Here is a 20860-nt window from a genome sequence, read left to right as displayed (position 1 = left end):
CCTCAGAAAGACGCTTGCAGCGCCGCTTCGATGCGGCTTCCGGCGAAATCGCCGCCGAAGAACCGTTTCGCCTTGGAATCGGTGGCGTGCGCGGTCACGCGCGCTTCGAACGGTGCATTGAACGCCCACACCGCGCTGACCAGGCCGTGCGTGTAGTCGTCGTCGCGGCCGTCGCCGTTCACGTCCTTCAAGGCGTAATGGGCGACGGCGGCTTCGAAACGGAATCGGTCGTTGACCGGAAATTTGGCGCCGACCAGGCCGTATACGCCGCTCTCGTCGTAACCGAGCGCTTCGTTCGAATAGCCCACGGAAGCCCAGTAGTCGTTCTTCCAGGTGAGCGTGCCGTTGAGCTCGGTCCAGTTGAGGTCGACGGTGGTCGACGGATAGCGGTAATGCAGGACATTGAGATCCAGAGCCCAATCGTCGTTCAAGGCATGGCCCCAGCCGACGGTGAGATCGACTTCGCTGCTGGCATGAATTTCCGGCGCGAACTCCACGTTCGAAGCCCACGCCGAGCCGTAGAAGCCGGACTGGCCGGCCACTTTGACGCCGGCCTGCACGGCCGGATCGCCGTGGGTCTGGGTGCTGCCGCGCCACACGTAATCGGTGGTGAGGGTGGCGTTGCCGGTGATGTCGGCCGCATGCGCGGCGCCGGCGGCGCCCAATGCGAATACGGCCGCGAGTGCGGCTGGAATCGCGCCCTCGCGGCGCGTTCTGGCTTGCAGGGAATACATGGTCCGATCTCTGGCGGAGACATTCCGCCGACCTCGCCACTATGGTTCCGGGCCGCGTAAAGCCTCTATGCCGGCGACTCGGCCCGGCATAAAGAATGCGTAAATTCTCGCGGTTTAGGCGTAACCGGCCGCCCGATAACGATGCAGCGGTTTGGCGCGGATACGCTTGTGTAGAGCGGAGCTTGCTCCGCTGCTTTCCGCTTTGTAGAGCGGGCTTGCCCCCGTCGCTCTTTGACGTCCGGCAAAAAAGCAGCGGGGCAAGCCCCGCTCTACAAAGCAACGACGTTAGAGCAAGAGCAGCGGAGCAAGCTCCGCTCTACACAAGCGCACAGCGGGGAAGCTCCGGATTCCGCAAGGAACGTGGCGCTAAGCGTCTGAGTTCCAGATCATGTAGACGTCGGCGCGCTGGTAGTGCGAACCGGGCCGCGGCGCGGGCCGGTGCTCGAAGCCGACGCTCTCGTACAGCTTCAAGGCCGGCGCCAGTTTGGAACTGGATTCCAGGAACAATTCCGTGCCGCCGATCTCCCGGTACGTCTTCAGCGCGGCCATCATCAACGCGCGGCCGATGCCCGCGCCCTGATGGCCGGGGTCCACCGCCATTTTGGTCAATTCGTAGACGCCCCCGCCCTCGTGCTTCAGCGCGACGGTGCCGATCGCGCGGTCTTTCGCATCGATCGCGAACAGGATGCGGCCGCCCGGTTGCAGGATGTGCGTTTCCGGATCGTGCAGCACTTCCCGGTCGACCGCTTCGACCACGAAAAAACGCTCCAGCCAATCGATGTTGAGCCGCGCGAAATCGTCGCGCCAGGCGGCGTCGAAATCCACGATGCGGTAGTCGGCGGACATGCGGCGATCCAATCAGGAAGCGGTGAGATGGGCGACCGCGGCGGTCGCGCGATCGCGGTCGGCGTCGTCGAAAAACGATACGGTTATCGCGGACACGGTGTCCGGATCCAAGCAACGGACGTTGACGTCGATGCCGTCCGGATGGCTGCGCGGCACGTAGAACGGCTTGATGCCGCAATGCCGGCAGAACCGGTGCTTGGCGACGCCGGTATTGAACGTGTAGTCGACCAGCGCGTCGCCGCCGGACAGCAGCCGGAATCGCGACGCCGGCACGATCAGATGCAGGTAGCCGCTCATCCGGCAGATCGAGCAGTGGCATTCCAGCGCTTCGATCGCCGCCGGCGCATCGACCTCGAAACGCACGCGCCCGCAATGGCAGCCGCCGCGATGGACGGAGAGATCGTTCGTCGCGGCATTCATCGCGTCCGCCTGCCGCCTTTGGCCGAGGCGTCGGTTTTGCCGCGGCCGGGAGACGCCTTGCGCGATTCCGCGTCGAGCGTCAGCGGCCGCGCCCAACGTTCGTAGCTGGCGGCGAATCCGCGCTTGAGTTCGCCGAATTGCGCCGAACCGGGCGCGATGCCGAGCCGCTTGCCGACGTCGAGCCAGCCTTGTTCGTGGTCGCGGTTCCACTCGGCGACCACGTTGCGGCAAGGTTGTCCGATCGATTGCGCCATCGCGCAGGCGTAATAGAGATCGCCGGGTTTCCAGCCTTGCGCCAGGGTTTCCTCGGCCAGCTCCCGCGGCGTGCTTTGGTAGCGCACCAGTTCGTCGACGAAAGCTTCGCGGTAGCGATCGCCGTATCGGTTGACGTCTTCCAGCTGGCGATCGACCCAAGCGTCGCCGGTGCGCGGTTCCCAGCCCTTCGGTGGATCGACGGCGAAGGCTTGCAGGCTGAACAGCACCGCGGCCAGCGCGAATGCCGCCGGACGCAACATCGAAGGAACGAGAGAGGAGATCGGTTTCATCGCAAGCTCACAAATCGTTCGCCGCGGCGATCGGCGACAGCACGTCGCCCTCGCGCCGGGCGAAGCGGCGCCCGCGTCCGTCGCGAGGCTGCAGCCGGCCGTCGCTTTGCACGGCGTACACGCGCTGACTGCCGTCGGCGCTCTCCAGGCGGATCAAGCCGCCGCCTTGCGGACGCCAGAGGCCTTGGTCGATGAAGCGTTCGCCGCCCGCTTCGGTCAGGTAAGTCTCCACCAGCAGGTATTCGCGTTGCTCGCCGGCGCGGGACAAGGCCAGCGAAGTGTCGATCCCGTCGCAGTCGGCACAGCCCAGCACCCCGCGCCAGCCGAGCGAACCGTCGCCGCCGGAGAGCGGCATGGCGCTGGGCGCGACCGGCGGCGGCTCACGCTCGCAGGCCGCGAGCAGGCCGGCGGCGGCCAACAGGCTCAGGATCGGCGCCAGACGCGAGGACATGGGCGCCATTGTGCCGCAGCCGGCGGCATTGGATCGATCTGGCCGCGCCGGGATACGGCTTGCGTTGTCTTCGGATGTCCCGCCCCGTGAAGTACGGCATGCGTCCCAGTCAGCACCCCGCCCCCCGATCCGGCCGCCTGCGGCGCTGGCTGGTCGGCTTGGCTTTGCTCACCGCCTTAGCGCTGGCTTATGGCCTGAGCCTGAATTGGTTTGCGCACCGGCTGGGCAACGACGTGGAAAAATCCCTGCGCGTGCCCGATGCGGTCGACAGCGACAACGCGGTGCTGACGCCGCGCTGAGCCGCTCAGCGCTCTTCGATCACGAAGCTGCCGAAAGACACGCCCAGATCCCAACCGGAACCTTTGCCGGCCAGGGCGAGCGAGATGCTGCCCTTGGTCACCACCTGCGCCTTGCTCGACTTGCCGGCGCCGGCATGCGCTTCGGCCGCGGCATAGCCGCCGACCACGTCGTGGATGTTGTACACGCCAGTGAATTCGCCCGTACCGTTGTCGATGCGCGACTTGCCGAAAGTGATGCCGCCGCCCTTGGTGCTGATCCGCACCGGCAAGCTCTGGCCGTTGTCGCAAGTCACCACGCCTTCGCCGGAAGACGTCTTGTAGAACACCGACCAGCCCGACATGCTGAACTTCAGCCTGCAATCGATCGGTCCGGCCGCATGCGCGGCCGACGGCAACGCCGACAGCGCGAGGGCGGCAGCCAGGATCAAACGGGTCAGGCGCATGGAAGCTCCTTGGAAACGGTCGGGCCGGTCACAGAGTAGCATCCGCCTTCTGAAACCGGCCCGGACGGCCCGTTGCGCACCGGCGCGCAGCGGGCGTGCGCAACGTCAATCGCGATCGTCACGGTCGCGGCCGCGGCCTTTGCCGATCTTGTGATAGCTGCCGCGGTGACGGTCCCAATCGCGGTCGTCGTCGCGCCAGCGGCGGGTTTCCCAGCGGCGGTCGTCGCGATAACGGTCGTAGCGGTCGTGGTCGCGATCGCGCCAGCGGCGATCGTCGTGCCAGCGGCCGTCGCGGTAGTAGCCGTAGGCGTTGCCGTAAGGCGGACCGCTGCGATAGCGGTAGTACGTGTTGCGCGGCACGTAGCGGTAGTAGACCGGGCGGCGATAGCGGTCGTGGACCACGATCAGACGATTGTCGTAGCCGTAGCCGGGACCGTAGCGGTAATAGGGCTGGCCGCCATTGAAGATCACGTCCGCGACGTCGACGACGACGCGGACCAGATCGTCGTCGTAAGCCTGCGCGGAAGTGGGCGCCATCGCGCCGAAACCTAGACCGGCTGCGAGAACGGCGGGGGCCAGCCAACGGGACAGGATGGTCATGACTTGCTCCTGGGAGTGTTCCGCACCTTGCGGAAGACAGCGCCAAGATGCGACCGGCGGCGTGAACCGCTTTGTAATTTTTTCGGCTTCGCGCAGCGTGTTCATCCGACGCTAAGCCCTGCAAACGCTTTCAGCGGCAGGCGCGCTCCACGCGCCGATCCAGAGCGCCCAATTGCTCGTAAGTGAGGGTGTACCAGTCCCGATCGCGGACTTCGGCGCGGCGGCGCTTGGCCGCTTCGCAGGCACGGTCCGCAGGCGCCTGCGCGGAGGAACGGCGCTGTCGGGCATGGCCGCCGCCGGCCTTCTTTCCGGATCGCGTGGCGGCGCGATCGGCGCGCGTTCGGCCCGTGCGCGCATCCACCGCGGGCGCCGCTTCGGCGACGACCTGGCGCACCCAGGCTTCGCGCATCCCGGGCGGACATGCGCCCGACACATAACTATTGCCGCCTTTGCCGATGCACTTGCGCACGTCGGCGGCATCGGCGGGGCCGGCCATGCACAGCCCCATGCAAAGAAACCAAACCGCTTTTCCCGGGCGCATATCCGTTCTTCATCGGAACCGAAGCGATCGTGCGCCGCGCCTTAAGCGGTGAGCTATCGGGAAACCCTGATTTGCGCGTCCGCGGACGCCGACAGTTCGCGCACGGCCTGCGGCAACGCCGCGGCGCCTTCCACCGTACGCAGCCGGAAGGGATCGGCGACGTCCGCTTCGTTTTCGTGCGCCCAGGTGGTGCGGTAAGGCATGTGCACGCCCCAGCCGCCGAGGCGCAGCACCGGGGCGATGTCCGAGCGCAGCGAATTGCCGATCATCAGGAACCGCGCCGGCTCCAAACCGAATTCGGCGAACAAGCGCGCGTAGGTGGCGTCGTCCTTCTCGCTGACGATTTCGATCCGGCGGAACGCGTCCGCCAAACCCGATTGCCTGACCTTGGCTTCCTGATGGAACAAGTCGCCCTTGGTGATCAGCACCACCTCGCGTTCGGCGGCGATCGCTTCGACCGCGTCGCGCACGCCGGGCAGCAGTTCCACCGGATGCTGCAGCAGGGATTTGGCCAGCTCGACGATGCGCCGAACGTCGTGGCCGGCGATGCGTTGTCCGGTGATCTCCAGCGCCGCTTCGATCATCGACAGCGCCATGCCTTTCACGCCGTAGCCGAACAACGCCAGATTGCGTTTTTCGACCTGGTAGAGATGCTCGTGCACGCGCACGTCGGCCAAGTCGGCGTAGGCGCCGACGATGCTTTCGAATTCCGCCTGCGCGGCGTCGAAATAGTCCTGGCTTCGCCACAGCGTGTCGTCGCCGTCGAAGCCCACCAGCCGTATCGCGTTGTCGTCGCCGTTCCGCATCGGCGGATTTTAGCGCGCGGACGCGACGAAGGCGGCCGTGCCGCCTTCGTCCGTCGTACCGCATTTCGATGCTCCGAGCGCCGTTACGGCGTCGTGGTCGGCGTCGAAGCCGGCGGCGTCGCGCTATCGGCGGGCGGCGTGGTGCTGTCGGCCGGCGGTGCGGTGGTGGTGTCGGCAGGCGCAGGCGACGCGGTGGAATCGGCCGGCGGCTTGGTGGCGTCGTCGGTGCTGGCGCAGGCGGCCAGGGTCAACGCACCGGCGGCGAGCAAGGCCATGGAAAGATCACGGATCTTGGTGTTCATTGCGAAATACTTCCCTCGGTTCGTGGATCGCGGCGCGCGGGGGCACGCCTGAATTCGCAGTCGGGCCCGACCGCGGCTTCGCGCCGCGATCGGGCCCACAGGCTCGGATCGCTTGCGGATCAGCCGCCCTTGTCGCTCTTGGACGCGCCGTTCGACTTGGCGATATAGGCCTTGTATTCGTCCGTGGTCAGGCTGCCGTCCTTGTTGCTGTCGGCCTGATCGAAGATCTGGCCGACGGCCGGCTCGCTAGCCGATTCGGTCTTGCTGATCTTGCCGTCCTTGTCGCTGTCCACGTCGGCCCAGGTCTTGGCTTTACCTTGGGTCGTGGCAGGCGCGGCCGCGGCGTCCGGCGGCGCGGACTGCTGATCGGCGGCGGTCGTCGGCGATGCCGGGGACGGCGTGCCGGTGCTGGACTGGGCGAAGGCCGCGGGGGCGGCCAAAGCGGCCGTCAGGGCCAGCAGGGGAATCGTACGATTGAGTGATTTCATAAATGTTTTGCTCCATGGAACAGGAATGATGGAGTGCACGGTCGACGCCGCACACTCGCACCATGCCAGCCCCTGTCTGAATCAGAACGCGGCCTTAATCGTTAGAGTTACGTTGCTTTAACCACATCGCCGGCGATGTGGGTTATGGGCCGACCGAGCTGAATACACCGCGTTTTCTGTGCTCGCAATCACGCACGACAGTGCGCCGGCGCACGTAAAGCCCGCGCGATGGCGCAGCTGCGCGCGGATGGTGTAAAACGTCGTCAGCGCTATCCGCGAACGGGTGCCTGCCATGGACAGATCGCTGTCGTCGGCCTTCGTATTTGCGTCGATCTTGGTGTTGTCCTCCTGCGACGATGCGCGCGTGGCATCGGCGCGGGCCGAAGCGGCGGATCCCGACCGTCCCGCGCAACCCACATTCGTCGCCGTCGTCGCGCGCAAACCCGTTCCCCGCACCGCTAACGCCGAAGCGACGCCTGCCGCAATGCCGGCCGCCGCCACCGCGACGGCTCGCGCCACCGGCGGTCCGCTGCAAGCCTCGCGATTGCCGAATCCGCCTTTCGTCAGCACCGAAATCGCGCGCTTCGACGAACCCTGGGCGATGACCTTCCTGCCCGACGGCCGCCTGCTCGTCACCCAGAAAGGCGGCCAGCTGAAATTGCTGAACACCGCGACCAAGCAAATCGGCAACATCACCGGCGTGCCGGCGGTCGCGTACGGTGGGCAAGGTGGGCTGGGCGATGTCGTGCTGCATCCGCAATTCGCCGGCAACGGACGCATCTACCTCAGCTACGCCGAAGCGGGGGCGGGCGACACGCGCGGGGCGGCGGTGGCGTACGCGCAGCTGAACTTGAACGGTAGCGGCGGCGGCAGCCTGTCCGGGCTGCAGGTGATTTGGCGGCAACCGAAAGTCGGCGGCTACGGCCATTACGGCCATCGGCTCGCGTTCGACGCGCAAGGCAAATTGTGGATCAGCTCCAGCGAGCGCCAATTGTTCGATCCGGCTCAGGACATGAATTCCAATCTGGGCAAGATCGTGCGCTTGAACGACGATGGCAGCGTGCCGCCGGACAATCCTTTCGCCGCGCAAGGCGGCATGACCGCGCAGATCTGGTCGCTGGGCCACCGCAACGTGCTCGGCTTGGCCTTCGACCCGCAAGGCCGCTTGTGGGCGCACGAAATGGGCCCGATGGGCGGCGACGAATTGAATCTGATCGAACGCGGCTCGAACTACGGTTGGCCGATCGTCTCCAACGGCGACCACTACGACGGCACGCCGATTCCCGACCATCCCACGCGCCCCGAATTCAACGCGCCCGAAGCGTGGTGGACGCCGGTGATCGCGCCCGCCGGCTTCATCATCTACACCGGATCGCTGTTCCCGTATTTTCGCGGCGACGGCTTCATCGGCGGGCTGGCTTCGCAAGCGCTGGTCAGGATCGAGTTCAACGGCGCACAAGCGCGCGAAGCGGCGCGTTATGCGATGGGGCAAAGGATCCGAGAAGTCGAACAAGGTCCGGACGGCGCGATATGGCTGTTGGAAGACGGCGGCAACGTCCGATTGTTGCGGTTGACGCCGACGCCGTTCTGAAGTGTCTGCATTTCCTCCTCCCTCCGGGAGAAGTTGCCCGAAGGGCGGACGAGGGTTCGGAGAAGCGAAGTAAGCTGGAACATCGACAACTCCGCCGAACCTCGCCCCAACCTCTCCCGACGGGAGAGGGGCATTGCTTGCTTCATACTTATCAGACGTATCCCTCTGCCGGAGATCTCGATGAAGCCCTCGCTACTCGCCGTCGCCTGCACCGCCCTCGTCTTGGTCGCCTGCAACGGCGCCAGCAACGCCAACGGCGCGCAATCGGAAAGCGCCGCGGCTCCTGCAGCCGCAGTCGCGAAAACCGGCAAGCCCTTCGTCAGCACCGAAGTGGCCAAGTTCGACGAACCCTGGGCGATGACCTTCCTGCCCGACGGCCGCCTGCTGGTCACCGAGAAGGAAGGCAAGCTGAAAGTGCTGGACGTGGCCAGCAAGCGCATCGGCGAAGTGTCGGGCGTGCCGGCGGTCGACTACGGCGGACAAGGCGGCTTGGGCGACATCGTCCTGCATCCGAAATTCGCCGAGAACGGCATCGTGTATTTGAGCTACGCCGAGCGAGGCGATGGCGACACGCGCGGCGGCGCGGTGGCGCGCGCCAAGCTGGCTTTGGACGGCAACGGCGGCGGCGCTTTGTCGGACTTGAAAGTGATCTGGCGGCAGGTGCCCAAAGTGAGCGGCCGCGGCCATTACGGCCACCGCATCGCTTTCGACGAGGACGGCATGCTGTGGATCAGCTCCAGCGAACGGCAGAAGTTCGATCCGGCGCAGGACATGAAATCCAATCTCGGCAAGATCGTGCGCCTCAACGACGACGGCAGCGTGCCCACCGACAATCCGTTCGCCGACCAAGGCGGCGTGACCGCGCAGATCTGGTCGCTGGGCCATCGCAACGCGCTGGGTTTGGCCTTCGACGCGCAGGGCCGGCTGTGGGAACACGAGATGGGCCCGGCGGGCGGCGACGAACTCAATCTGATCGAACGCGGATCGAACTACGGCTATCCGATCGTCTCCAACGGCAACCACTACGACGGCCGCGACATCCCCGACCACGACACGCGCCCGGAATTCAACGCGCCCGAAGCGTTCTGGAATCCGGTGATCTCGCCCGCCGGCTTCATCATCTATTCCGGCAAGCAGTTCCCGGGTTGGCAGGGCGACGGCTTCATCGGCGGACTGTCGTCGCAATCGCTGATCCGGATCGAATTCGACGGCGTCAAAGCGCGCGAAGCGGCGCGCTACGACATGGGCCATCGCATCCGCGAAGTCGAACAAGGGCCCGACGGCGCGATCTGGCTGCTCGAAGACGGCGGCGGCGCGCGCTTGCTGAAGCTAACGCCGGCCTGACGAAGGCGTATAAAGTCAAAAAATTTAGACGCGGATCAAAGCGCAAAATCGGATAAGTGCGGATAAAAATTAGATTATTTGTTGTTATCCGCCCTTTCCGCTTTGATCCGTGTCTAAAACGCTCTTCACTTAGCCGGGGTTTCCTTCCGCCCCATCGCGGTCAGATAGCGGTCGTGCAGGGCCTGCACCTTGATCACGTAGGCCTGCGTTTCCGCATACGGCGGCACGCCTTTGTAGCGCGCCACCGCGCCGATGCCGGCGTTGTAGGCCGCGGCGACCAGGACTAAATCGTCCTTGTAGCGCCGCTTGAGCTGCTTTATATGGCGTGCGCCGGCGCTGATCGACTCGGCGGACGAAAACGGATCCTTGACGCCGTATTCCTTCGCCACTTCCGGCATCAGCTGCATCACGCCCAGCGCGCCTTTGGGCGAGACCGCTTTCGCATCGAATCCGCTTTCGGCGTGCGCGAACGCGCGCAGCCAAGCGTCGTCGACGCCGGTGGCCTTGGCCGCGGCCTTGAACTCCTTGGCGAAGATCTTCAGCTGCGGCTTGCCGATCTTGCCCAAGCCTTCGTGCGCGGGCGAGCCCGGCGGCGTCTGCACGGTGAATTTCAGATAGACCTTGGAGCCGGGCAGATTGCGCGTGCCGTAGACGGTCTTGCCGTCCTGCTCGCGTTCGTACAGCGTGCCGTTGATCATCCCCATCTCGCCCCACAGGTTCGGCACTTTCGCCGCATCGTCGGGAATGGTCTTGGCCACGCATTTGGAACCCGGCTCGGGCGCCGTGGCCAGGCTCACCGTGCCGTTGCGCACGCAGCGGTACACCACGCGCGCCTGCGCGTCGGCCGCGCCGAGCAGGGCGGCCAAGCCGAGCAGGCATGCGATAACGGGGCGATGGGCCATGGCATGGATTCTAAAGCCAGGAACTAGTGAAGAGGAGTGAGAACTAGAGAAGGCTTCTACTCGTTTCTCGCTCCTCTTCACTAGTTCCTGCCCTAAAAAGCCCGACTGATCGTGAAACTGCCGAACGAAGGCCGCGAACGCTGGCCGTCGAATTCGCGGCTGCGGTAGTAGCGGGCGAAGGCGAACTTCCAGCGGTCGTAGGTCATCGCCATGCCGATCGCCGCTTCGCCGACGAGCGGTTTCTTGTCCACGCTATGGCTGTCGCGGAAGGTGTTGCCGTCCAAGGTGATGTCGTGCAGTACCCACTTCGCATCGGTGGCGACGAAAGCATGCCAAGTCCAGCCGCGCATCACGCGATAGCTTTCGTTCGGCGCGGTGTTGTCGCCCGCCGGCCGGACCGGGCTGGAGCCGAAATCGTCCGGCAGGCGAAATCCCAATCGCAACTCCGTGCCGGCGCTGGCGTAGGTCTGGAAATTGCCGATCGCGCCGCCCCAATGGTTGATCGCGTCCCATTGCAGCCCGTGCTTTCCGATCGCGCGCGCCGCGAAGCGCTGCGAACGCTCGTGCACGAGCATCGCCACCGGTTCGTTGTGCAGTTGATTGTCCCAACCGTGGAAACGCTTGGAGCCGATCAAGCGATGGATGAAGTCCTGGCTCTGCTTCGCGTAGGCATCGGGCCCGACGATGCCGAACACCAGTTGCGTGCTGCGCAAGCGATCGCCTTTGCGCGCGTTGTAGCCGAAGCTGGCCAGCAGCGCGCCGGCGTAAGGCCGGTCGTCGGCGATCAAGTCGTGCCGTTCGGGATCGGTCGGGGTGAAGATGCCTTGCCCGACCTTGACCACCATGTTCTGCTGATCGAAGCCGGAAGGCTGGATCTTGGCCAAGTGTCGGTTGATCCACCGCGCCAACGCGGGCAGGCAATCGTCTTCGGTGTAGTCCTTCAGATTCGGCGACACCATGCTGACCAGGATGCCGCTGCTGTAGCCCTGGTCCTGGCGCGCGAACAGATCGTTGTCGACGCGCACGTTGATCACCGGCGGCGAACGTTCGGAAACGGTCGACGCTTCGGTACAGGCGCGGGGAGCGGCTTGCGCGGCGCCGGCGAGAACCATCAGACAGAAACCCAAGATCCCCATCCGACGCAGACGGTGCGCACGCGCTGACGGAGCGTATCGGGGTCGCGGAATGCCTTGCATGCTGTCTTCTGCGGAAATCGGCGAATGCTCGGAGGTACGTGAGGGTCGAAACCGCGAACCGCGAGCATCGCTCGTGAGATGCGGTGTTCCACCCGTGCGAATGTCGCGACGCCACCGCAGCCGTCCGCACGATGCGGATATCGGATCCTCTTCTCCGCGCCCATGCTGGCGTCCAGGCTGCGAATGCGGCGAATGCGGGCGAACACCATGGGCCATTCATTGCGGGACAAAGTCGCGATCGTCACCGGAGCCAGTTCCGGCATCGGACGCGCCACGGCCAAATTGTTCGCCGCGGAAGGCGCCAGCGTGGTGCTGGCGGCGCGCAGCGCCGGACCGCTGCGGACACTGGCGGACGAGATCTCCGCCGCGGGCGGAAGCGCCACGGCGCGGGCGGGCGATGTCCGGGACGAGGATTTCGCCGCGTCGCTGGCGCGCGCCGCGCTCGAGGCTTACGGCGGGCTGGATATCGCATTCAACAACGCCGGCGCGATCGGGCAGATGGGCGCGACGCCGGAAATAGGCCGCGAAGGCTGGAACGAGGCGATCGACACCAACCTCACCGGTTCCTTCCTGTGCGCGAAGCACCAGCTGCCGTTGATGGTCGAACGCGGCGGCGGATCGATGGTGTTCACCTCGTCCTTCGTCGGCCATACGGCCTCTTTCCCCGGCGTCGCGGCCTACGCCGCCAGCAAGGCCGGCTTGATCGGATTGATGCAGACGCTCGCCGTCGAATTCGGACCGCGCGGCGTGCGGGTCAACGCCTTGCTGCCGGGCGCCACCGACACGCTCATGTATCGGCAGATGATCGACACGCCTGAGGCGCGCGAGTTCATCACCGGACTCTACGCCCTGAAGCGGATCGCCACCCCCGAAGAGATGGCGCGATCGGTGCTCTACCTCGCCGGAGACGATTCCTCGTTCGTCACCGGCACCGCCTTCGCGGTGGAAGGCGGCGTTTCGATCAACCGGAATTGAGCGCTACTGCGCGGCGGACCCGTCCGCCGCGCGACTGCCCAGCTCGCGCATGCGCAGCATCAGTCCGATGTTGTTGACCAGGAAATAAGCGATCAAAGCAGCCGCGAAGGCCATGGTCAACGGGCTCGCCTGTTGCGCGGTTTGCGCCGCGCCACCCGCGAACGCGCCCTGGCTCCAGCGCCAAGCCAAGCGCCCCAGCAACAACACCGACAACGCGCCGCCGATCCAGGGGTTGGGCGTGTAATAGCCGCGGCCTTCGACCATTTCGGCATGCGTATGGCGCAGAGCGAACCCTCCCAAAACCGCGCCGCCCAGCGCGCCGGCGGCGATGCCCCAGCCTACGCGCGGCAGGAAAACCGCAGCGGCCACCAGTGCGACCGCCACCAAAGCCAGCATGCCCGTGCGGAACATCGTGCGTTTGGGCTGCCAAGTTTGGCGGCCGAAACTGCGGCGGATCCGGCGGTAGTAGATCCAGCCGATGCCGGCGGTGGCCAGATAAGGCATCAGGGCGGGCAGTGCGGGTGCGGCCATGGCGCGGCTCCTTGTCGGTTGCCGCGAATCTAGCCCAAAGCGTGGGCCGGAGCAGGTGTCAGGTGTCACCCGCCGCGGCTGCGTCCGTCAACCGCCGTGCGCGCTCGGCAAGGGCGCGCCTGCGGCCGGCACGAGGGTGATGGTCACCGGTTCGCCGGGATTGTGGCTGCGGATCTCGAACGTGCCGGCGTCGAGCTTGAGGATGTCGGTGGGATAGGAAATCCCTTCTTCGATCATCGTCAGCGCGCCGTTCTCGTAAGTCCACTTGCCGTAGCCCGGCGGCCCGTTCTTCGAAGCGATCACCAGCGTGCCGTCGGCCAGGAAGCTGTATTGCGTGCCGGGTTCGACCGCCGAGGAAGTCTTCACTTCCCACACCTTGCCGACGAATTCCGGCGTAGCGGGATTGGCCGGCGCGGCCGGTTGCGCTTCGGACGCCGGCGTGGGCGGCCCGGCTGCGGGCGCCGGTTGCGCGGCGGACGCCGGCGCGGCGGGCGCGACCGCCGGCTCGGGTTCGGCGGACGGCTTCTGGCAACCCGCCAGCGCCAAGGCGGCGGCCAGCGCGAATACGGCGGGATTGCGGATTTCATGCTTCATTTCGAGGTCTCCTCGCTCTTCTCGCCGGCCGGTTGAATGCGGATCACTTTGACGTCGAAGTTCTTGCAAGCGTCGTCCTTGCAGATGCCGTTCATCCACGCTTCGCCGTCGCCGAACATGACGCCCTGAACATTGACGAACATCTCCGAGTATTTCTGCTTGACGATGGCCTCGGCGATGGGCGGCGTCACGATCTTGCCGTATTGGGCGGCGAAACCGGCCGCGTCCTTGATCTTGGTTTTCCTGCCGTCGATGTCCGCTTCGAACGGATAAGCGACCAGGGCCGCCACGCCGGCGGCGTCCTTGGCGGCGACCGCCTTCTGGAATCGGTCGATCGCATCGCGATAACGCGTGTGGTCGCCGAGCAACTTGTCGATGGAGGCGTCGGTCGCTTTGTCCGCGGCAGGATCCGCCTCGGCAACTTCCGCGGCCGGAGCGGCGGGCGCCGTTTCGACCGCAGGCGGCGCAGATTCGGTCGCGACGGGCGCGTTCGCGGGCTCGGCAGGCGCCGCAACCGGCGCAGGCGCATCGCTCGCAGCGGGCGCCGAAGGCGCGGGCTTGTCGCAAGCGGACAACAGCATCGCGGCGGCGGCCGCGCACAGCAGTTTGTTCATGCCCTCTCTCCGGTGGCCCGACGGAAAAATCCTCAGCCCGCGATTTCGACGCCGTCGGCGACGATCCGGTATTCCACGTCGGACACCGGCAGTCCGTTCTTGCTTTCTTCCTGCATATGCTTCACCTGTTCCGGCGACAGCTGCTTGCGCGACAGCACGCCATAGACTTCGGCTTTGCCCGCCGCATCTTTCGGCACGGCGAACTTGTGGTCGCGCATCATCACCCGCGCGCTCCGCCCGTCGTCTTCCAGCACCATCCAGCAGCCTTCCTTCTGGCAGACTTCGGCGATGCGGCCGCTGTAGCGCTGCGGCTTGCCGGCGTATTTCTCGTGCGATGCGACCGCGGCCGAGATCGTCACGGCCTGCCCGGCCGGTATCGCCTGACCATAGAATTTGGTTTCGCCCGCCGCGGCGGATGCGGCCGCCATCGACAGCAACATGAAAGTCAGCATGCGCATCGCGTTCGCCTCGTCGGTCACGGTCCGCGGATCATACTCCGGCCTGCGGCGCTGAACCATTCAGCGGCACCCACCGTCTTGAGCGCGCCGTCACGCGCTTGTCGCGCGCCCATAACGGCGGCCATCGCATGCTCTCATCGCGTCGAGTGCTCGCTCGCGCGTACCCCCACAAGGAGCATCCGCTATGGGCAACAATCAAAACCAGAAACCGGGCCAGAATCAGGATCCGTCGCAGAACAAGCAGAACCAGATCCAAGACCCTTCGCAGCAGAACCAAGGCAAGGACCGCGACGACCAGAACAAGCCGGGCCAGCCGCAGAACGCCGACGAAGAGGAAGAATAGGACCCTCGCTTTTCGCTAACGCATCGAAGAAGCGCCCTCACGGGCGCTTCGCATTTCTGCCGTTTCGCACCGGTGATCTCCACTTCGCCTCTACGTGCCTGCGCCTACGATCGAGGACCGAGCGGAGATGGGCGACGTCACATGGCCATGAAGAAAAAAACTGCGACCAAGCGCGTTTCCTCTACGGTTGCCACGGTCGCCAAGCAACGGGCCATCCAGGATCGCGCGGACTCCATCGCGAAGAAGTCGGCGGGCAAGAAGAAGCCGGCCAAAGCGGTGCAGGCCGGCGCCCGCCGGCAACCCGAGAATCCGATGCCGCGACAGCATCTCGCCAAACCCGGCAACGAGCGGGACTTGAAGGTCCAGCCGCGGTTCCTCGCGCCCGATTACGCCGGCAGCGGCAAGCTGGAAGGCATGGCGGCGATCGTGACCGGCGGCGATTCCGGCATCGGCCGCGCCGTCGCCGTGCTGTTCGCGCGCGAAGGCGCGGACGTGGCCGTGCTGTACCTGGACGAACACGAGGATGCGCAGGCTACGCTCCGATGCGTCGAAGCCGAGGGACGCAACGGCATCCTCATTTCGGGGGACGTGAAAGACCCCGATTTCTGCGAGCGCGCGGTGCGCGAGACGGTCGATGCCTTCGGGCGGCTCGACATCCTGGTCAACAACGCCGCCTTCCAACAGCATTTGGAAAAACTGGAAGACCTGAGCGACGCGCAATTGCAGGAGACGCTGCAGACCAACATCGGCGGCTACATCCACATGGCGCGCGCCGCGCTGCCGCACATGGGCAAAGGCGCCAGCATCATCAACACCGGTTCGGAGACCGGCATCTTCGGCAGCAAGCATCTGCTCGATTATTCGGCCACCAAGGGCGCGATCCACGCCTTCACCAAATCCCTGGCCAGCAACCTGTTGTCGCGCGGGATCCGCGTGAACGCGGTCGCGCCCGGGCCGGTGTGGACGCCGCTCAATCCCGCGGATCAAACCGCCGAGCAGATCGCCAAATTCGGCCAGGACAGCGACATGGGCCGGCCTGCGCAGCCGGAGGAAATTTCGCCCGCGTACGTGTTTCTGGCCTCGCCGGCAACGGCTTCCTACATCAGCGGCATCGTCTTGCCGGTCATGGGCGGCCCTCGCGGATGATCGGCCCGGTCCGGAAAGCCCCGGCGCGCTTACCCGGACTACGGATCAACGGATTGTTTGGCGGCCTGCTTGTTTCCCTCCACCTGCGCCTTGGCCGCCTGCTCGCGCGCGCCGACGATCATTTCGGTCAGCCATTTGATCAGCACGCCGGTGTAATCCTTCTGCGCCTGCTTCCCGGATAGGGCGTGATCGGCATCGGCCAGCACGCGCGATGTGAGCGAACGGGTGCGCGCGAATGCTTTGCGGTAGTTCTCGGTCGTCTGATGCGGCACCACCACGTCGCGTTCGGCCTCCACGATGAGCGCGTCTCCGCGGAATTCCGCCGCCGCGCGCAAGGCGCGGTTGTCCTGGGGGTCTATCGGCCGGCGGCGGTAATCCGGCAAATCCGGATCCAGATTGAGCCTGCGCTTGGGCAATTCCCAGCCCTCGTCCTTGTACAGCGCGGCCGAGCGCAACGCCAACCAGCGTACCGGTCTCAATGTGGTGAGAATCGCGGCCAAATAACCGCCGTAACTGATGCCCACCACCGCTATCGCGTCCCGGTCGACGGCCGGATGAGCCGCCAAGCGATCGTAGGCGGCGAGCAGGTCGCGCAGGTTGAGTTCGCGGCTGACCGTTTCCCATTGCGCGGCCGTGTCCTCGTGGCCGCGCAGGTCGAACGTCAGGCAGACGCAGCCCAGGCCTGCGGCTTCGCGCGCGCGCGCCAAATCGTGCTGTTGGCTGCCGCCCCACCCATGCACGAACAACACGCCCGGCAGGCGCCGCGGCGGCCACAGCGCGGTTCCTTGGATGCGCTCGCCGTCGACCGCGATCTCGATCTTCTCAAGCCGGATGTCCATGCCTGCGCACCATCGAATACTTCAGCACCGGTCCGTCTTCGCGGCGCGGATCGTGGAAATGCACGTGCGCGCCGGGCGGCGGTTTTTGCGGCCGATAGGTTTCATGCGTGGAGGCGGCGACCCAAGCCGACTCCGGATCTTCGATGAGGACGCGCACCGCGGCCAATTCGGCCGGCGTGGCGCCGCCGATGCGCCACGACTGCTCCAGCACGCCGATATGCTCCCGGCCTTCGCTGTCGGCGCCGCCGGCCACGTCGTAGTTGCGGCGCGAGGCGAAGAAGCCCGGGAATTCCGCGGCGACCGCAGCGTCGTAGCGCGCGGCCAAGCGCACGGCGGTGAACGCGGCTTCGGTCGCTTCCAGCTTTTCCAAAGCGTCGAAACCGCCGCGCACGACGACAAGCTCGGAGCCGCCGTACACGGCCTTGCCGGCGCGGTCCTCCACCGAGAGCTGGGTGCCGTAATAGGCGAAGCACGCCCCGCACAAGCGTAGCCGGCCTACGCTATAGGTGATCGGATCGAACAGGTCGCGTTCGATCACCACGCCGTGTTCGCGCACTTCCCTTTCGCCGATCTCGCGCAGGGCCGCTTCCAACTCGGCGGGGTCCGCAGCCACCGCCTGATCGCCGCCGCCGATGCCCAACGGCGATTTCAACCGGATGCGCCCTCCTTCCAGCAAGCGGCGTCCCGCCGCAAGCGCATCGTCGTAAGAAAAGGCGGAAAATCCCGGCAACACCGCATCGCCCAAGCGATCGGCCAGGCGCATCGACCATCCCCGCGGCGCGACCGCCTCCGCGCCGAGCAAGGGATGGCTGATGGTCTTGTTGGCCAGAAACGCATGCGGGACCGCTCCGCCGAAGAGATCCTCTTCGCCGCGGATGCCGAACGCATCGGCGCGATCGAGCAGCAAAGTGCAGTCGGGCACGAAATACGGCCGGACGGCGTAGCGCGCCGATGCGTCGAATTCGCCCGCGTAAGCGCCGCCGCGCAATGCGGCGATGCGTTCGGCCATCGCGATCCGGGTGCGGTGGTCGTGGCCGTCCGGATCGTGGTCCGCTTGCGTCACCAACAGCACCACCGGACGTGCGCCGGGTGCGATCTTATCCATGCGGACATGCTCCGGCAGCGGGGATCACGCTTCCGTGAAACGGTTCACGCCATCCCTACCGACGCAATGTTCTGCTGCGCGGACGAGGATACCGACGCCATGCCGCACGATTCCGCGCTATTGATCATCGACATGATCAATCCCTTCGATTTCGCCGGCGCCGCGCCTCTGCGGCGCGCGGCGCTGCCGGCCGCGAAGCGGATATCGGCGCTCAAGGCCAGGCTGAAACCGCAAGGCGTACCCGTCCTTTACATCAACGACAATTTCACGCAATGGCAGTCCGATTTCAGGCAGTTGGTGGCGATCTGCAGCCGCGAGGGCGCGCCGGGCGCCGAAATCGCGGCGCTGCTGGCGCCCGAGCACGACGACTACTTCGTGCTCAAGCCGCGGCATTCGGCGTTTTTCGCCACGCCGCTGCGCATCCTGCTGGAGCGGTTGGGCGCGCGGCGGTTGATCGTGACCGGCATCGCGGGCGACTCCTGCGTGCTGGCGACGGCTGCGGACGCGCATATGAACGAATTCGAAGTGGCCGTGCCGCGGGATTGCGTCGCTTCGCAGAGCGCCGAGCGCAATCGCCGCGCGATCGCCTTGATGAAGGACGCGCTCGGCGCCGATGCGCGCGCCGCCCGTTCGATCGCCGCTTGAGCGGATTCAGCCTGCGTATTTGGGCGGACGCACCCGGTACACCGCGCTGATTCTCGGCCCGACCGCCGCGCGGGTCTTGGCGATGCCGTGTTCGTAGGCGAGCTGCGAGGCATGGCTCATGGCCAGCAAGCTGCCCGGCTCGAGCAGGATGCGCAATGTGCGCCGCGGGGCGGCCTTGGCGCGGATGTCCATGCGCCTGGCGGCGCCGAGGGATACGATCGCGATCGGCCGCTTCGGCGCGAGCGTGTGCAATTTGTCGTTGTGCATGGCCACGCTGTCGTCGCCGTGCCGATAGAGATTCAGGCCGACCGCGTTGAACGGCGCATCGATGCGCTCGCGCACCGCAGCGGCGATTTCCTCCAGGACGGACAGATCTCCGGGCAAGGCGTCCAGCCGGTACGCCGCGAGGAGGCGCGGGACGTCGACGATGCGGTCGTACATCGGCCTGCGCTCCGACTTCCACGGCACGCGCGATTCCAACTCCGAGAACCAGCGCGCCGCAGTCGCCGGATCGGCGGCGGCCGGCCAATAGCGGATGCCGCCTTCATCGTCCTCGGTCAACTGCAGCGCGGACGCCGGGAACAGCGAATCTTCCATGCGGGCTCGACGGCGCAGCGCGCTGCGGGCCGCCGAGGCTACAGCAATTTGCCGCGCGCCTGCTCCGCTCGCGAAGCGCCGATCGCCGATTCCACGTGCTTGACCTCTTCCGGCGGCGGCAGCACGGCAGGAAAGCCCAAGGATTGAATCCACAGTTCGCGGGTCCATCCGGTGGTGTGGTAGAGATGGTGGTCTTCGTCCTTTTCCACCGCTTCGAACGCGGCTTGCAGCACCCGGGTTTCCGGACCGGTGCCGTGCTGGGCCACGTGGCCGATCAGATGCCAGTTCATATGGTCCTTGGTTTCCGCCAGGACCACGCATTCCCCGGCGACGAGCTCGGCGGCGTTGGCGTCGGCGTTCTTGCGCGCCATCTGGATGGCGGCGACGAGCGACTGGCCCTGGTGCGCGACGACCGCGCGGCCCGGGCTCTGCTCTTCCGGATCGATGCCGAGTTCGGAGAACACGTTCAACAGCACTTTTTCGTGCGTGCGGGTCTCTTCCAGGTATTCCTGCCATTCCTGCTTCAGATCCTCGTTGACCGCCGACTGGATCGCGTTCTCGTAGATCTGGATGCCGCCTCGCTCGGTTTCCAGCGCCTGCAGCAGCAACTCGCGCAGTTGTGCGGTGTCGTACTCGATCTTTCTGGCCATGGCGGTTTTTCCTCTTGGATGTAGCGCGACTTTCCGCCATGCGCCGTCGGCGCGCGGTGAAGCGAGCGCCACGGTTCGTGAAGCCCTAAGCTGAAGGGTTAAGAAAACGCCGCACCGTCGGATCTCAAGCGCCGGTCTGCGAATGCGGCGCCTCGACCGGCTTGGACTGCGGCGACTTGTCCTGGCGCAGGAAAATCGACAGCACCACTAGAGACAGCACGGCGAGGAATTCGCTCTGCCAATTCTGGAAGGATTCGAACCAGATCTGGGCCTCGCCCAAATACGCCCATGCGCTGGGCGGAATGCCGCCCTTGGCCGCGGTTTCTTCGGAGAATTGCCGCCAACTGCCCTGCCAATGCCCGACGAAAGCGATCGCGAACAACAACAGCAACGCGGTGGACAAGGAATGCGCGTACAGCTTGCGCCAAAGGCCGCCCGCGCGCACCGGCCACGGCTTTTGGCCCGGTTCGATCTTCTCTTCCTCTTCCCGCATGGGCCGCGACTCCGCCGAGCCTCGCTGGCGCAATCGCACGGTCAGCAGCACGTACAGCCCCATCTGCAGGAATTCGCTCTCCCAATTCTCGAACGTGGCCGAGAGGAACTGGCCTTGGCCGAAATACTGCAGCGGCGCGATGGGAGGCTGCCCGCGCTCGATGCGCTCATCGTTCAGCACGCTGAATCCGCTGACGATCTGGCCGGCGAGGCTGCCGAGGAAAAGCAGCACCAGGACCAGCGACAGTCCATTCCGGCGCAAGAATCCAAAATTCATGTTCCGCTCCGGCAATGGATGCAGAGCAAGACCATAGGCGTCGCCGCGTGAATAACCGGTTTCGAACGGACGGTTTTTCTTCACGC

The 20860-nt window shown here is 65.8% G+C and carries 29 protein-coding genes; 7 read left to right on the top strand and 22 right to left on the bottom strand.

Going from position 1 to position 20860, the window contains the following annotated elements:
- Positions 1-2 precede the first annotated feature (2 nt).
- The 5 genes from FCE95_RS15690 to FCE95_RS15670 form a co-directional block, all read right to left on the bottom strand.
- On the bottom strand, positions 3-734 hold the full coding sequence (locus tag FCE95_RS15690) for a TorF family putative porin (protein WP_137267977.1): 732 nt from the start codon (positions 732-734) through the stop codon (positions 3-5).
- A gap of 366 nt (positions 735-1100) precedes the next feature.
- Positions 1101-1580 (bottom strand): GNAT family N-acetyltransferase, encoded by a 480-nt coding sequence (locus FCE95_RS15685; protein WP_137267976.1) that lies wholly within the window; start codon positions 1578-1580, stop codon positions 1101-1103.
- Positions 1581-1592: 12 nt separating this feature from the next.
- Positions 1593-2000: a GFA family protein gene (locus FCE95_RS15680; protein ID WP_137267975.1), complete on the bottom strand. Its 408-nt coding sequence runs from the start codon at positions 1998-2000 to the stop codon at positions 1593-1595.
- Complete coding sequence (locus FCE95_RS15675; protein ID WP_137267974.1) at positions 1997-2545, bottom strand: hypothetical protein; 549 nt, start codon at positions 2543-2545, stop codon at positions 1997-1999. Before FCE95_RS15675 ends, FCE95_RS15680 begins: the two co-directional genes overlap by 4 nt.
- Before the next feature lie 7 nt (positions 2546-2552).
- Positions 2553-2996, bottom strand: coding sequence for a copper resistance protein NlpE N-terminal domain-containing protein (locus FCE95_RS15670; RefSeq protein WP_189644803.1), 444 nt, complete (start codon positions 2994-2996; stop codon positions 2553-2555).
- Between the two features lie 98 nt (positions 2997-3094).
- On the opposite strand from FCE95_RS15670, the gene FCE95_RS15665 reads away from it, so the two are divergent.
- The gene (locus tag FCE95_RS15665) at positions 3095-3295 is read left to right on the top strand and encodes a hypothetical protein (RefSeq protein ID WP_137267972.1); all 201 of its coding nucleotides are present in this window, start codon (positions 3095-3097) and stop codon (positions 3293-3295) included.
- 5 nt (positions 3296-3300) lie between these two features.
- Here the strand turns inward: FCE95_RS15665 and FCE95_RS15660 are convergent, their stop codons facing one another.
- The 6 genes from FCE95_RS15660 to FCE95_RS15635 form a co-directional block, all read right to left on the bottom strand.
- Positions 3301-3738: a hypothetical protein gene (locus FCE95_RS15660; protein ID WP_137267971.1), complete on the bottom strand. Its 438-nt coding sequence runs from the start codon at positions 3736-3738 to the stop codon at positions 3301-3303.
- Between the two features lie 105 nt (positions 3739-3843).
- Positions 3844-4338: a hypothetical protein gene (locus FCE95_RS15655; RefSeq protein ID WP_137267970.1), complete on the bottom strand. Its 495-nt coding sequence runs from the start codon at positions 4336-4338 to the stop codon at positions 3844-3846.
- A gap of 130 nt (positions 4339-4468) precedes the next feature.
- On the bottom strand, positions 4469-4834 hold the full coding sequence (locus FCE95_RS15650; RefSeq protein WP_137267969.1) for a hypothetical protein: 366 nt from the start codon (positions 4832-4834) through the stop codon (positions 4469-4471).
- Between the two features lie 98 nt (positions 4835-4932).
- Positions 4933-5685 (bottom strand): HAD family hydrolase, encoded by a 753-nt coding sequence (locus tag FCE95_RS15645; RefSeq protein WP_137267968.1) that lies wholly within the window; start codon positions 5683-5685, stop codon positions 4933-4935.
- Positions 5686-5768: 83 nt separating this feature from the next.
- Positions 5769-5987, bottom strand: coding sequence for a hypothetical protein (locus FCE95_RS15640; RefSeq protein ID WP_189644802.1), 219 nt, complete (start codon positions 5985-5987; stop codon positions 5769-5771).
- Between the two features lie 119 nt (positions 5988-6106).
- Entirely contained in the window at positions 6107-6475 is a 369-nt protein-coding gene (locus FCE95_RS15635; RefSeq protein ID WP_137267967.1) for an EF-hand domain-containing protein, read from the bottom strand.
- A gap of 484 nt (positions 6476-6959) precedes the next feature.
- Between FCE95_RS15635 and FCE95_RS15630 the strand changes: the two genes are divergently transcribed.
- Both FCE95_RS15630 and FCE95_RS15625 read left to right on the top strand, forming a co-directional pair.
- Positions 6960-8066 carry a PQQ-dependent sugar dehydrogenase gene (locus FCE95_RS15630; RefSeq protein WP_137268239.1) on the top strand — a complete coding sequence of 369 codons (1107 nt, stop codon included), beginning with the start codon at positions 6960-6962 and terminating at the stop codon, positions 8064-8066.
- A 174-nt stretch (positions 8067-8240) separates the two neighbouring features.
- The gene (locus FCE95_RS15625; protein WP_425481314.1) at positions 8241-9410 is read left to right on the top strand and encodes a PQQ-dependent sugar dehydrogenase; all 1170 of its coding nucleotides are present in this window, start codon (positions 8241-8243) and stop codon (positions 9408-9410) included.
- Between the two features lie 125 nt (positions 9411-9535).
- Here FCE95_RS15625 and FCE95_RS15620 read toward each other — a convergent pair whose 3' ends face one another.
- Together FCE95_RS15620 and FCE95_RS15615 are read right to left on the bottom strand one after the other, a co-directional pair.
- The gene (locus FCE95_RS15620; protein WP_137267965.1) at positions 9536-10312 is read right to left on the bottom strand and encodes a lytic transglycosylase domain-containing protein; all 777 of its coding nucleotides are present in this window, start codon (positions 10310-10312) and stop codon (positions 9536-9538) included.
- A 92-nt stretch (positions 10313-10404) separates the two neighbouring features.
- A complete protein-coding gene (locus FCE95_RS15615) occupies positions 10405-11448 on the bottom strand; it encodes a lipid A deacylase LpxR family protein (RefSeq protein ID WP_137267964.1) in 1044 nt (347 codons plus the stop codon).
- A 252-nt stretch (positions 11449-11700) separates the two neighbouring features.
- Between FCE95_RS15615 and FCE95_RS15610 the strand changes: the two genes are divergently transcribed.
- Complete coding sequence (locus FCE95_RS15610) at positions 11701-12483, top strand: SDR family oxidoreductase (protein WP_223266928.1); 783 nt, start codon at positions 11701-11703, stop codon at positions 12481-12483.
- A gap of 3 nt (positions 12484-12486) precedes the next feature.
- On the opposite strand, the gene FCE95_RS15605 is transcribed toward FCE95_RS15610, so the two are convergent.
- The 4 genes from FCE95_RS15605 to FCE95_RS15590 form a co-directional block, all read right to left on the bottom strand.
- Positions 12487-13014: a CcdC protein domain-containing protein gene (locus tag FCE95_RS15605; protein WP_137267963.1), complete on the bottom strand. Its 528-nt coding sequence runs from the start codon at positions 13012-13014 to the stop codon at positions 12487-12489.
- 87 nt (positions 13015-13101) lie between these two features.
- On the bottom strand, positions 13102-13608 hold the full coding sequence (locus FCE95_RS15600) for a hypothetical protein (protein WP_137267962.1): 507 nt from the start codon (positions 13606-13608) through the stop codon (positions 13102-13104).
- The gene (locus tag FCE95_RS15595; RefSeq protein WP_137267961.1) at positions 13605-14222 is read right to left on the bottom strand and encodes a hypothetical protein; all 618 of its coding nucleotides are present in this window, start codon (positions 14220-14222) and stop codon (positions 13605-13607) included. Before FCE95_RS15595 ends, FCE95_RS15600 begins: the two co-directional genes overlap by 4 nt.
- Before the next feature lie 32 nt (positions 14223-14254).
- Positions 14255-14701, bottom strand: coding sequence for a DUF4920 domain-containing protein (locus FCE95_RS15590; RefSeq protein ID WP_189644801.1), 447 nt, complete (start codon positions 14699-14701; stop codon positions 14255-14257).
- Positions 14702-14864: 163 nt separating this feature from the next.
- Here FCE95_RS15590 and FCE95_RS17195 point away from each other — a divergent pair, with 163 nt between their 5' ends.
- Positions 14865-15023 carry a hypothetical protein gene (locus tag FCE95_RS17195; RefSeq protein ID WP_189644800.1) on the top strand — a complete coding sequence of 53 codons (159 nt, stop codon included), beginning with the start codon at positions 14865-14867 and terminating at the stop codon, positions 15021-15023.
- Between the two features lie 141 nt (positions 15024-15164).
- Positions 15165-16169 carry an SDR family oxidoreductase gene (locus FCE95_RS15585; RefSeq protein ID WP_137267959.1) on the top strand — a complete coding sequence of 335 codons (1005 nt, stop codon included), beginning with the start codon at positions 15165-15167 and terminating at the stop codon, positions 16167-16169.
- 38 nt (positions 16170-16207) lie between these two features.
- On the opposite strand, the gene FCE95_RS15580 is transcribed toward FCE95_RS15585, so the two are convergent.
- A complete protein-coding gene (locus tag FCE95_RS15580) occupies positions 16208-17008 on the bottom strand; it encodes an alpha/beta hydrolase family protein (RefSeq protein ID WP_137267958.1) in 801 nt (266 codons plus the stop codon).
- Positions 16992-18113, bottom strand: coding sequence for a DUF3182 family protein (locus FCE95_RS15575; RefSeq protein ID WP_137267957.1), 1122 nt, complete (start codon positions 18111-18113; stop codon positions 16992-16994). Before FCE95_RS15575 ends, FCE95_RS15580 begins: the two co-directional genes overlap by 17 nt.
- Positions 18114-18212: 99 nt before the next feature.
- Here FCE95_RS15575 and FCE95_RS15570 point away from each other — a divergent pair, with 99 nt between their 5' ends.
- Complete coding sequence (locus FCE95_RS15570; protein WP_223266927.1) at positions 18213-18758, top strand: cysteine hydrolase family protein; 546 nt, start codon at positions 18213-18215, stop codon at positions 18756-18758.
- A gap of 6 nt (positions 18759-18764) precedes the next feature.
- Here the strand turns inward: FCE95_RS15570 and FCE95_RS15565 are convergent, their stop codons facing one another.
- The 3 genes from FCE95_RS15565 to FCE95_RS15555 all read right to left on the bottom strand — a co-directional run bounded on the left by FCE95_RS15565 (position 18765) and on the right by FCE95_RS15555 (position 20774).
- On the bottom strand, positions 18765-19355 hold the full coding sequence (locus FCE95_RS15565) for an alpha-ketoglutarate-dependent dioxygenase AlkB (protein WP_137267955.1): 591 nt from the start codon (positions 19353-19355) through the stop codon (positions 18765-18767).
- Positions 19356-19393: 38 nt separating this feature from the next.
- Positions 19394-20005, bottom strand: coding sequence for a ferritin-like domain-containing protein (locus FCE95_RS15560; RefSeq protein WP_137267954.1), 612 nt, complete (start codon positions 20003-20005; stop codon positions 19394-19396).
- Between the two features lie 124 nt (positions 20006-20129).
- Positions 20130-20774 (bottom strand): DUF6766 family protein, encoded by a 645-nt coding sequence (locus tag FCE95_RS15555; protein ID WP_137267953.1) that lies wholly within the window; start codon positions 20772-20774, stop codon positions 20130-20132.
- Positions 20775-20860 lie beyond the last annotated feature (86 nt).

Origin of the sequence: Luteimonas gilva, from assembly GCF_005239095.1 — a bacterium.
GTDB classification, from domain to species: Bacteria; Pseudomonadota; Gammaproteobacteria; order Xanthomonadales; family Xanthomonadaceae; genus Luteimonas_C; species Luteimonas_C gilva.
This window is presented reverse-complemented; position numbering and strand designations above follow the sequence as displayed.